At 69.5% G+C, this 11686-nt stretch carries 11 protein-coding genes; 7 read left to right on the top strand and 4 right to left on the bottom strand.

The annotated features are described in order from the left end of the window. Positions 1–481: 481 nt before the first annotated feature. From K340_RS0105305 to K340_RS0105295, 3 genes are all read left to right on the top strand, one after another. A complete protein-coding gene (locus K340_RS0105305) occupies positions 482–1372 on the top strand; it encodes a heme o synthase (protein WP_084614092.1) in 891 nt (296 codons plus the stop codon). Further along, positions 1366–1695 carry a hypothetical protein gene (locus K340_RS0105300; RefSeq protein ID WP_051265123.1) on the top strand — a complete coding sequence of 110 codons (330 nt, stop codon included), beginning with the start codon at positions 1366–1368 and terminating at the stop codon, positions 1693–1695. The genes K340_RS0105305 and K340_RS0105300 overlap by 7 nt, the downstream gene beginning before the upstream one ends. An 89-nt stretch (positions 1696–1784) precedes the next feature. Continuing rightward, positions 1785–2525, top strand: coding sequence for a peptidylprolyl isomerase (locus K340_RS0105295; RefSeq protein WP_037362689.1), 741 nt, complete (start codon positions 1785–1787; stop codon positions 2523–2525). 21 nt (positions 2526–2546) lie between these two features. Here the strand turns inward: K340_RS0105295 and K340_RS27625 are convergent, their stop codons facing one another. The 4 genes from K340_RS27625 to mptB are packed head-to-tail and all read right to left on the bottom strand — an operon-like array spanning position 2547 to position 6923. Next, a complete protein-coding gene (locus K340_RS27625; RefSeq protein WP_051265121.1) occupies positions 2547–3590 on the bottom strand; it encodes a COX15/CtaA family protein in 1044 nt (347 codons plus the stop codon). 41 nt (positions 3591–3631) lie between these two features. Continuing rightward, on the bottom strand, positions 3632–4417 hold the full coding sequence (locus tag K340_RS0105285) for an ABC transporter permease (protein ID WP_029135961.1): 786 nt from the start codon (positions 4415–4417) through the stop codon (positions 3632–3634). Beyond that, positions 4414–5361 (bottom strand): ABC transporter ATP-binding protein, encoded by a 948-nt coding sequence (locus K340_RS0105280; protein ID WP_211229271.1) that lies wholly within the window; start codon positions 5359–5361, stop codon positions 4414–4416. Before K340_RS0105280 ends, K340_RS0105285 begins: the two co-directional genes overlap by 4 nt. Further along, positions 5358–6923, bottom strand: coding sequence for a polyprenol phosphomannose-dependent alpha 1,6 mannosyltransferase MptB (gene mptB, locus K340_RS27620; RefSeq protein ID WP_051265119.1), 1566 nt, complete (start codon positions 6921–6923; stop codon positions 5358–5360). The genes K340_RS0105280 and mptB overlap by 4 nt, the downstream gene beginning before the upstream one ends. Before the next feature lie 286 nt (positions 6924–7209). Between mptB and K340_RS27615 the strand changes: the two genes are divergently transcribed. From K340_RS27615 to sufC, 4 genes are all read left to right on the top strand, one after another. Next, positions 7210–8049, top strand: a complete 840-nt coding sequence (locus tag K340_RS27615; RefSeq protein WP_245599454.1) for a helix-turn-helix transcriptional regulator — start codon at positions 7210–7212, stop codon at positions 8047–8049. After that, positions 8046–9500 (top strand): Fe-S cluster assembly protein SufB, encoded by a 1455-nt coding sequence (sufB, locus tag K340_RS0105265; protein ID WP_029135959.1) that lies wholly within the window; start codon positions 8046–8048, stop codon positions 9498–9500. The genes K340_RS27615 and sufB overlap by 4 nt, the downstream gene beginning before the upstream one ends. Positions 9501–9662: 162 nt before the next feature. Continuing rightward, positions 9663–10856 (top strand): Fe-S cluster assembly protein SufD, encoded by a 1194-nt coding sequence (sufD, locus tag K340_RS0105260; RefSeq protein WP_029135958.1) that lies wholly within the window; start codon positions 9663–9665, stop codon positions 10854–10856. Between the two features lie 67 nt (positions 10857–10923). Then, positions 10924–11685, top strand: a complete 762-nt coding sequence (gene sufC / locus K340_RS0105255) for a Fe-S cluster assembly ATPase SufC (RefSeq protein ID WP_029135957.1) — start codon at positions 10924–10926, stop codon at positions 11683–11685. The last annotated feature ends 1 nt before the right edge of the window (position 11686 follow it).

Genomic DNA, 11686 nt, shown 5'->3' with positions numbered 1-11686 from the left:
GGGGCTCTGGGCCACGGTTGCGACCTTCCTTCGGCGAACGTCAGCCGGTTGAAGACGCACCGGCCGGACTCGAGATCGAACGGCGGTCGCCGCGTCTGCGGCGTCGCCGGTGAAGCTGGGCGCTGCACCTGCGAGCGTAGTACCGCCCAGGTCGGGCCGCGCCCGGCGGCTCCGGCCCCCGTGGCCGGCCGGCCGTGCTACGGCTCGCCCTCCGGGGCTGACGTGTCTGCGGTGTTGCCGACCCCTACGATGGGCAGTGTCCGTGGCACCAGGGCACCGGATCGAACGTCGAGGGAGAACGCGCAGCGTGAAGGCCGAAGGCACGCGTCGGACATCGCCGGTTGGGACGGCACCGTCGATCGCCGCCACCGAGGCCGACGAGAACGACCTGCGGGCCGATGTTCCGCTTCCCGACGCCGTTGACGCCCGCGGCCGCGACACGACCGGCGACCCGGGCACCGCCCTCGCGGTTCCGGCCGGCCTGCGAGCCAGGATCGGCACCTATGTCGCGCTGTGCAAGCCGCGGATCATCGAACTGCTGCTGATCACCACCGTCCCGGCGTTGTTCGCTGCCCAGCGACAGGTGCCCGACCTCTGGTTGGTGCTGGCCACCCTGGTCGGCGGCACCTTGGCGGCCGGCAGCGCGAACGCGCTGAACTGCGTGGTGGATGCCGACATCGACGCCAAGATGCGCCGGACCCGGGTCCGCCCGCTGGCCAGGCACACGGTGAGCACCAGATCGGCGTTGGTCTTCGGCGTCATCCTCGGGGTGCTGGCCTGCGCCTTCCTTGCCGCCTTCACCACCTGGCAGGCGGGCGCGCTGGCCGCGGTGGCGATCCTGTTCTACGTCTTCGTCTACTCGCTCTGGCTCAAGCGCCGGACCAGCCAGAACATCGTCTGGGGCGGCCTGGCCGGCTGCATGCCGGTGATCATCGGCTGGTCGGCCGTCACCGGCGACATCGGCTGGCCCGCCTGGGTGTTCTTCGGCGTCATCTTCTTCTGGACGCCGCCGCACACCTGGGCGCTGGCCATGCGCTACCGCGACGACTACGCCGCTGCCGGCGTGCCGATGCTGCCGGTGGTCGCGCCGGAGCGGGTCGTGGTCAGGCAGATCGTCCTCTACAGCTGGGCGATGGTGGTCTGCTCGCTGCTGCTGATCCCGGCGTCCTCGTGGATCTACGCGGCCGTCGCGGTGCCCGCCGGCTTGGTGTTCCTGGCCTGTGCGCACGCGCTGCACCTGCGGGTGCTGCGCGGGGAGCGGGCCAAGCCGATGACGCTGTTCCACCTGTCGAACCTGTATCTCACGATCATCTCGGTGGTCTGGGCCATCGACTCGGCAGTCGGCCTGACCACCCTGGGCTGGCCATGGTGAGCGAGTCACCGGACGCCACCGATCCGGACGGCACGGTGCAGCTGTCCGACCCGGCGATCAACGCGGTGGCCTGGCTGCGCGGCTTCGAGGTCGATCACGGAGAAGCGGTCGCGGTGGTGCACTACCTGGGGCAGCGGCGGGCCCGAATCGTGGCGATCGCCGGCGACGGCACCTTCGGCGACGCGGTGGTGGAGTCGGTCGAGGCCGCCCGCGAGGTCTGCCGGCGGGCCGGCATCGACCTGGCGCAGTGGGACCGGGACACCGCCGCCCGCGTTGCCGTCAGCCCGGCCGACCGGCGCAAGATGGCCGGCACCGGGCGCTGACCCGGCCGGTTGCCTCGACCTGCGCGACCTGTCGTCACCGTCTACCGTTCGAGACGCTGTCCGGACCGCCGGTGACGGAAGGAACTCCCATGTCGTTGCAACGTGTCGTTCGAGCGCTGATCGGTGCGATCGCCGTCGCAGCCACCATTGGGGTGGCTCACCCCGCGGTGGCGGGTACGTCCGACGATTCACCGACAACGGGTCCGTGCGGCTATGCGCCGCTCGCCGACCAGACCTATTCCACCTGGGTCGGCCTGCCGAACGATCCGGCTCATACCCCGGCCAACGGCACCCGGAAGGTCGTACTCAAGACGAACCAAGGCGACATCCCGCTGGTCCTTCAGCCGGGCCTGGCGCCGTGCACGGTTCAGTCGTTCCTGTTTCTGACGCATCAGCGCTACTTCGACAACACGATCTGCCACCGGCTGACGGCCTACCACACGCCGCCGGCAGCGCTGTCCGTCCTTCAGTGCGGCGACCCGCTCGGGACCGGCTGGGGCGACCCGGGTTACGGCTTCGGTGACGAGCTCGGCGCCGCCCAGGCGCTGGCACCCTGGCCCGGCTTCCCCGACCGTCGCAACTATCACCGGGGACTGCTGGCGATGGCGAACGCAGGTCCTGACACCAACGGCAGCCAATTCTTCCTGGTCTATGGCGATTCGCGGCTGCGGCCGGACTACACGGTGTTCGGGTATGTGACCGGCGCCGGACTGGCCGTGCTCGACAAGATCGCGGCCGGCGGTATCGACCCGGGCACCGACGGGACCGCCGAGGACGGCGCGCCGGCCATCGGGGTGACCATCAACCGGGCGAAGCCGGGCGGCCGCTGACCTGCTGGGCGACCGTCGGACTCAGCTGAACTGCGGCCGGCCGGGCTTTTCCGGGCGGTCGCCGCCCGGAATGGGCGCTGGCCGCAATTGAACTGAATCCTCAGCAGTGCTGCGCTCGCGGGTGCCGAGCACCATCCAGGTGCCGGCCAGCACCACCAGCACCGCGCCGAACACGTGCGCGACCACCAGCGCCTCGGGCACGCCGGTGGCGTACTGGACCAGTCCGAGCAGCCCCTGCGCCGCCGTCACTCCGATCAGTAGCCAGCCCCGGTTCAGCAGCTTGCGGGGTGCTTTCACAGCAAGGAACCCGACGGTCAATGCCACCAACAGGCCCAGATACAGGAACATCAGGTCGGCGTGCGCCTGGGCCAGCGACAACACCGGCAGCCCGAGCCGCGGGGTGTCAACGTCGCCGGCATGCGGACCCGCGGCCGTCACCAGCGTGCCGGCGATGCACAGCGCAGTGAGCACACCCAACGTCGCGTAGGCGAGGGCCTGCAACGGCCGGGGGACCAACCGGCGGGCCGGAACGTCCGGCTCGTCGATCCGGACCACGGTGACCAGCGCGAAGAACACCAGCACCAGCGACACCAGCAGGTGCGGGGCCACGGTCCACCAGGCCAGTTCCTGGCGGACCACGACGCCGCCCCAGATCGCCTGGAACAAGACGCCGAACCCGCCGACCGAGGCCAGCCAGAGCAGCGTCCGACGACGCGGCCGGCGCAGCCACAGCAGGACGAAGGTGCCGATCGAGGCCACCGCCACCGCCCCGGTGAAGGTCCGATTGGTGAACTCGATCGCCTGGTGGATCGCCGCCAGGCCCTGCCGGTATTCCGGTACCAGCGTTCCCGGCTGGCATTCCGGCCAGGTCGAACAGCCCAGCCCGGAACCGGTGACCCGGACGGTGGCGCCGGTGACGGCGATGATGCCGTTGGTGATCACCGCGGCCCAGGCGAAGATCCGCAGCAGCCGGTCCGAGCGCAGCACGGCGCCCACCCGGCCGAGAGCCGGCCCGGGGGCGGGGGCGGTGGTCGGCGCTGGGTTCTTCGCCGGCGTCGTCGTCATCGGGGGCCTGCCGCCTTCGTCTGTGCCATTACCTGCTGCCGTTACTGCCACTTGAACCACCGTACGGTCGCCGCCCAGGCGGCCAGCGTCCAGACAATCAGGACCAGCCAGACCCGGGCGGAGGGAACGACATCGGAATTCAGCGCCGCGTGCAGACCGTCGGACAGCGCGCCGACCGGCGTCAGCCCGCCGACGGTGCGCAGCCAGCCGGGCGCCGAGCTGAGCGGCACGATCACCCCGCCGATGCCGACCAGCACCAGCCAGATCAGGTTCGCCAGGGCGAGCACCGCCTCGGCCCGCAGGGTGCCGCCGATCAGCAGCGCGAGGCCGACCATGGCGATCACCCCGAGTAGCAGCAGCGGGATGGCGAACGGCCAACTGCCGGCCGGGTGCCAGCCAAGGATCGCCGCCACCACACCGATCAGCAGCACCTGGCCGCAGGCCACCGCGAGTACCGAGCCGCACTTGCCGGCGATCAACAGCGAGCGCGACATCCCAGTGGCGGCAAGGCGTTTGAGCACGCCGTAGCGTCGGTCGAAGCCGGTAGCGATGGCCTGCGCGGTGAACGCGCTGGACAGCACTGCCAGCGTCAGCACCCCAGGGGTGACCGTATCGATCCGCGGCTCGTCGAGATCGATCACCGTGGTCAGGGTGAGGCCGAGCAGCACCCCCAACGGGATGACGACGGCCAGCAGCAGCTGCTCGCCGTTGCGCAGTTGGATCCGCAGTTCGGTGCTCGCGGCGGCCAGCACCATCCGGGCCGCGGAGGCGGGCCGCGGGTCGGGCCGGAAGATCCCGTCCGGGAAGGTCGGTGCGGGCTGCGTCATGACCGCACCTGGCTTCCGGTGAGTTGCAGGTAGACCTCGTCCAGCGACCGCGCGCCGGTGTGCATCCGCTGGGGCATCACCCCGTTGCGGGCGCAGAACGCGGTGACGGTGGCCAGGACGTCCGGGGAGATGCCCTGGCCCGTCAGCCGGTAGTGACCCGGGCTCGGTTCCGCGGTGGTGACGTCCGCCGGGAGCAGCCCGGCAAGCTCGATCAGGTCGAGCCCGGGGCGCGCGGCGAAGGTGAGCTCCGGCGCGGATCCGGCTACCAGCTCGGCGGGGGAGCCGTCGGCCAGCAGCCGGCCGTGGTCGATGATCAGGATCCGGTCGGACAGCAGCTCGGCCTCGTCCAGCAGATGGGTGGTGAGCAGCACCGTCATGCCGTCCCGGCGGGCGGCCCTGATGAGGTCCCAGACCAGGTGCCTGACCTGCGGATCCATCCCCGCGGTCGGCTCATCCAGGATCAGCAGCTCCGGCCGCCCGACCAGCGCCATCGCCAGGCTGAGTCGCTGCACCTGCCCGCCGGAGAGCCGGCGGACCGGCACGCCGACCACCTCGCCCAGCCCGAGGACCTCCAGCAGCCACCCTGTGTCCAGCGGGTTTGCCGAGCAGCGGGCGACCAGGCTCAGTGCCTCGCCGGCCCTGGCCGACAGGTGTGCGCCGCCGGCCTGCAGCATCACGCCGATCTTCGGCCGCAACGCACCGGACTGGCGCCAGGGGTCCAGACCGAGCACCCGGACGCTGCCGGCATCGGGTGCGGCAAAGCCTTCCAGGGTTTCCAGCGTGGTGGTCTTGCCGGCGCCGTTCGGCCCGAGCACGGTGACCACCTGGCCGCGGGGGACGGTGAAGGACAGCCCGTCGACCGCGGTGATCGCGCCGTACCGCCGGGTCAACCCGGACACGTCGATCGCAGTTGCCGCGTCGGGAGTCGCGGCGGTGGGTGTCACGTCATCCGAGGGTAGGGCATGTCGGCGGTCACACCTGACCCGGAGGTCGTCGGGTCCATCGGGTGCGAGGTCGGAAGCCCGGTGCGCCACAACAGGAACAATGCGATGCCGGCCACCACGGCGGCGACCGCAACGGCCTGCAGAATGGTGAACGGCGGAATCGTGCTGCCGTTGGGCATGATGATCAGTGAGTAGCCGGCGGTGAAGAAGACCGCGGTCAGCCGGAACCGTCGGTCGGCGGTGGCTGCGGCCAGCGGCAGGGTTGCCCAGAGCAGGTACCACGGTTGGATCACCGGCCCGAGCAGCACGAAACCGCCCAGCGCCAGCCCCAGACCGACGATCGGCTCCAGCCGGCCACGCCAGCACTGCCACATGATGAAGAAGGCCAACAGCACACCGGCTGCGGTGCCCACCGGCTGCATCACCGAGATGGCGGCGGAACTGTGGTCGCCGAGCCCCAGCAGCTGGCCGATGAAGCCGGCGCCGACGCCCATCGAGGTGCTGATCGACAGGAACGAGCGCACCGACCCCGGGGCGCCCAGTCCGCCGATCCAGCCGTAGCCGTAGCCGGCGATCCAGCTGACCACCGCGAAGGTGCCGAGCGCCACCGCGGCGGCCAGCGCCGCCTGCCGCAGCAGGTCCCGCCAGCCGGGCGACCGGCGCAGGGCCAGGATGATCACCAGGAACGGCAGCGCCATCGCCGCGGTCGCCTTGATCGCCACGGCCAGGGTGATGATCACCACGCCCGCGACCCACGACCGTTCCAGCGCCACCACCAGCCCGGCCAGCATGGCACCGAGCATCAGGGCCTCGTTGTGGCCGCCGGCGACCAGGTGGAACAGCACCAGCGGGTTGAGCGCGCCCAGCCACAGGGCGGTCACCGGGTCGATGCCGCAGCGGCGGGCCAGCCGCGGCAACGCCCAGATGATCAACGCGACGCCGACCAGCTCGACCAGTCGCTGCAGCAGGATCGCGCCGATCAGGTGCTGACCGGTGACTGCCACGATGCCCCTGGCGATCAACAGGAATGCCGGCCCGTAGGGCGTGGGGGTGTGCTGCCAGCGGGCATCGACCTGGTGGCTGAACACGTCGCTGTCGCCCAGCACGTCGTACGGCCCGCTGTCGTAAGGATTGTGTCCCTGGACGGCCATCGATCCCACCGCCAGGTAGGAGTAGACGTCCCGGGAGAAGATCGGCGGGGTGACCAGCAGCGGCACGGTCCACATCGCCAGCGTGTGCGACAGCTGCGAGCGGGACAGCCGCCGCGACCTGCCCGGCGCGGCCAGCCGGCCGATCAGGAACCAGCACAGCACCAGCAGGCCCATCCCCGAGTACGACAGGGCCAACGCGGCGGTGCTCAGCCGGGACATCAGCCCGAGGATGCGCATCCCGTCGACCGGGTTCGGGATCGGACTCGCCGCTCCGTAGGAAGAGGTGGAGCCGATCATCATCAGCAGGGCGCCGGCGGTTCCCCACCGGCGCAGCCGGCTCAGCTGGCTCAGCTCGTCGGCGTCGAGCGGCGCAGCCGGTGGCTGCTTCACCTCGGGGCCGGCGCTCGTCACCGGAGCAGTCTGTCATCCCCGGTCGCTCGCCGACCGGCGCCGAACTTGTATCCGCCGGCCCGGTCGAGGCTCCCCGGCCCGGGCGAGGAGCCCCCGGCCCGGGCGAGGATCACCAGCGCCCGCGCGGATCCACGTGCCTCGTTCTGTCACACGCGTCACATTTCGGCGGAAGTTGATCCTCGCCGAGGCTCTCCGGGGGCCGTGACCTGGGGCAATCGCCGGGCAGGTTCGCCAGGTGAGGGTGCCCTTCTTTGAGATGACGGCGGAAAAACGTCACACTGGTGTTGTGAAAACCGCTGACCGGGCATCGTCGGTGGCGTCCAGCGCCACCGCGGGGTCGGTGCTGCGCGTTTCCGGGGCCGATTCCGATCTCATCGAGGGCGGCACCAGGGCGGCCGTCATCCGGTTGTTGCTGGAACGCCCCGCGCCGGCCGCCGAGATCGCCGAGCGGCTCGGCATCTCCGCCGCCGGAGTCCGACGACACCTTGACGCACTGCTCGACGAAGGCGCCGTCACCTTCCGGGAATGCCGCAGTCGGCTGCCGCGCGGCCGTGGCCGCCCCGCTCGGGAATATCTGCTGACGGATGCCGGACGCAGTCGGCTGCCGCACGCCTACGACGAACTGGCCGCCGAGGCACTCGAGTTCGTCGAACAGACCGCGGGCGACGTCGCCGTGATGGCGTTCGCCCGGCGGCGGGCCGAGAAGCTGATCGAACCCTTCCACCGCGAACTGGCCGCCGCGGCCGACGTCAAGGGCCGGATAGCGGTGCTGTCCAGCGCGCTCTCGCACGCCGGATACGCGGCCAGCGTCGACGACGTGGTCGCCGGCCAGCAGCTGTGCCAGCACCACTGCCCGGTCGCTCAGGTGGCGGCCAGGTTCCCGCAGCTGTGCCAGGCCGAGCTCGAGGTGTTCGCCGAAGCCAGCGGCACCTACGTGCAGCGACTGGCCACCATCGCCCGCGGCGACTCGTTCTGCACCACCTTCGTCCCCGGCCCGGTGGACGTCGAACTCAGAGACCCGCTGCACGGCAGCCAGCACCACGTTGCCCTGCAGCACGTTGACCAGCAGCACAGTGCCCAGCAGCACCGACCATCGCGACCGCTGACGGAAGGAACACCCCTATGACCACCACCGACGAGACGATCGACCTCGGCCTCTCCGAGTCCCGCCTGGAGCAGGCGCGGACCATCGACTCGCTGGGCAGATACGCCTTCGGCTGGTCGGACTCCGATGCGGCGGGCGCAGCCGCGACCAGGGGACTGAACCACGACGTGGTCGCGGACATCTCGGCGAAGAAGAGCGAGCCGGAATGGATGCTCAAGCGGCGGTTGAAGGCCCTGGAGCTGTTCCAGCGTCAGCCGATGCCGTCCTGGGGCGCCGACCTGTCCGGGATCGACTTCGACAACATCAAGTACTTCGTCCGGTCCGGTGAGAAGCAGGCGACCTCGTGGGAGGAACTGCCGGACGATATCAAGACCACCTACGAGAAGTTGGGCATCCCGGAGGCCGAGAAGCAGCGCCTGGTCTCCGGCGTCGCCGCCCAGTACGAGTCCGAGGTGGTCTACCACTCCATCCAGAAGGAGCTGGAGGACCAGGGCGTCATCTTCCTGGACACCGACAGCGCGCTCAAGGAGCACCCGGAGATCTTCCAGGAGTACTTCGGCACGGTGATCCCCAGTGGCGACAACAAATTCGCCTCGCTGAACACCGCCGTCTGGTCCGGTGGCTCCTTCGTCTACGTGCCGCCGGGCGTGCACGTCGAGATCCCGCTGCAGGCCTACTTCCGGATCAACACGGAGAACATGGGCCAGTTCGAGCGGACGCTGATCATCGTCGACGAAGGCGCCTACGTGCACTATGTCGAGGGCTGCACCGCGCCGATCTACAAGTCGGACTCGCTGCACTCCGCGGTGGTCGAGATCATCGTGAAGAAAGGCGGCCGCTGCCGCTACACCACCATCCAGAACTGGTCGAACAACGTCTACAACCTGGTCACCAAGCGGGCCAAGGCCGAGGCCGGCGCCACCATGGAGTGGGTCGACGGCAACATCGGCTCCAAGGTCACCATGAAGTACCCGGCCGTCTGGCTGATGGGCGAGCACGCCAAGGGCGAGGTGCTCTCGATCGCGTTTGCCGGCGAGGGCCAGCACCAGGACACCGGCGCGAAGATGCTGCACCTGTCGCCGTACACCTCATCGACCATCATCTCGAAGTCGGTCGCTCGTGGCGGTGGCCGCAGCTCCTACCGCGGCCTTGTACAGGTCAATCCCGGTTCGCACCACAGCAAATCGACAGTCAAGTGTGACGCGCTGCTGGTCGACACCATCTCCCGCAGCGACACGTATCCGTACGTCGACGTCCGCGAGGACGACGTGGTGATGGGGCACGAGGCGACCGTCTCCAAGGTCAGCGAGGACCAGTTGTTCTACCTGATGAGCCGGGGGATGACGGAGGACGAGGCGATGGCGATGATCGTCCGCGGGTTCGTCGAGCCGATCGCCAAGGAATTGCCGATGGAGTACGCGTTGGAGCTGAACCGGCTCATTGAGTTGCAGATGGAAGGCGCCGTCGGGTGATGGTGGGGGCCTCTGGGGCGGGGGTGCCCGGCCGGGCAATCCACCCGTCCGGCCGCCGAAATGCTTCGCCGGCAGCCATTGAGTGGTGAGAGCCCAGCCCAGATCGTCAGAACCCATTGCCGGCCTTCGCCGCTTCCGCGGACGTGAAGAGAGAGAAGTGAAGTGACAGTTACTGAGGCGCCGAATGTTGCCGGCGCGGTTGAGACCAATGCCCGGGTGGCGACGGTGTTGCACCCGAAGGGGTCGTACGAGGTTGCCGACCATCCGGTGCCGACGGGCAAGGAGGAGGTGTGGCGGTTCACGCCGTTCCGCCGGTTGCGCGGGCTGCAGGCCGATGCCGAGTTCCAGCCCAGTGCCATCGAGTGTGAGTGGACCTCGCACGAAGGGGTGAGCATCCGGTCCGTCGGCGGAACGTCCGAGGAGGCTGATGAACTGCGGAGCCTGCGCGGGGCTTCGGGTTTCCTGCCCAACGACCGGGTCACCGCGAGGATCCTGGATGAGGTGCCGTCGTCGCTGCTGGTGGACGTCGCCGAGAACGCCGAGGTCGACGGGACCGTCGTGGTGACGCTCAGCGGCACCGATGCCGACGTCACCGAGGCCGGTCACATCGTGCTGCGGTTCGGTGCGAACTCGCGGGCCGACGTGGTGCTCAACCATCAGGGCTCCACCACCATCGCCCAGGTGGTCGAGGTGATCGCCGGAGACGGCTCCGCCGTCTCCGTGACAACCGTGCAGGACTGGGCGGACGACACCGTTCATCTTGGCTTCCACCACGTCTCGGTCGGCCGCGACGCCAAGGTCAAGCACACCGCGCTCACCTTCGGCGGCGACCTGGTGCGGATCTCGACCTCGGTCGACTACGCCGGACCGGGTGGCGACGCGGAACTGCTCGGGCTGTACTACGCCGACGCCGGCCAGCACCTTGAACACCGGATCTTCGTCGACCACGACGCGCCGCACTGCAAGTCCAACGCGCTGTTCAAGGGCGCGCTGCAGGGCAAGTCCGCCCGCACGGTGTGGATCGGCGACGTGCTGATCCGGGAGAGCGCCGAGGGCACCCAGACGTACGAGATGAACCGGAACCTGCTGCTGACGCCGGGCTCCCGCGCCGATTCGGTGCCGAACCTGGAGATCGAGACCGGCGAGATCGTCGGCGCCGGCCATGCCAGCGCCACCGGCCGGTTCGACGACGAGCAATTGTTCTACCTGATGTCCCGCGGCATTCCGTCCGACGTGGCCCGCCGGCTGGTGGTGCGCGGCTTCTTCGGCGAGGTGCTGCTGCGCCTCGGCGTGCCCTCGGTCGTCGAGCGGGCCTCGGAGACCATCGAACGTGAACTGGCCATCACCGGATACTGACCCGTCCTGCGGGCCGGACGGTCCGCCGCCGACCCTCTGAACGAACTTCTAGGAGCAACTGAAACCCATGGCAACACTTGAGATCCGCGACCTGCACGTGTCGGTACTCACCGACGAGGCGCCGAAGGAGATCCTCCGCGGCGTCGACCTCACGGTGTCCTCCGGGGAGACCCACGCCATCATGGGCCCGAACGGGTCCGGCAAGTCGACCTTGGCCTACTCGTTGGCCGGGCACCCGAAGTATCAGGTGACCTCCGGCACCGTCAGCCTGGACGGCGAAGACGTACTGGCCATGACGGTCGACCAGCGCGCCCGCGCCGGTCTGTTCCTGGCCATGCAGTACCCGGTGGAGATCCCGGGCGTCTCGATGACCAACTTCCTGCGGACCGCCGCCACCGCGGTGCGCGGTGAGGCCCCGCCGATCCGCAAGTGGGTCAAGGAGGTCAAGGAAGCGATGGCCGGTCTGGAGATCGAGCCGGAATTCGCCGAGCGCAGCGTCAACGAGGGGTTCTCCGGCGGCGAGAAGAAGCGCCACGAGATCCTGCAGCTGGAGCTGCTGAAGCCGAAGATCGCGGTCCTGGACGAGACCGACTCCGGGCTCGACATCGACGCCTTGCGGGTGGTCAGCGAGGGCGTGAACACCTACCAGGCCAACAACAACGGTGGGGTGCTGCTGATCACCCACTACACCCGGATCCTGCGCTACATCAAGCCCGACGCGGTGCACGTCTTTTCCGCCGGCCGGGTCGTCGAGTCCGGCGGCGCGGAGCTTGCCGACGAGCTCGAGACCAACGGCTACGTGCGGTTCACCAGCGGCGCAACGGTCTGAT

Origin of the sequence: Nakamurella lactea DSM 19367, assembly GCF_000426645.1 — a bacterium.
In the GTDB taxonomy this organism is placed as follows: Bacteria; Actinomycetota; Actinomycetes; order Mycobacteriales; family Nakamurellaceae; genus Nakamurella; species Nakamurella lactea.
Note: the sequence above shows the minus strand (reverse complement) of the source record. Positions and strands in the feature narration are given on the sequence as shown.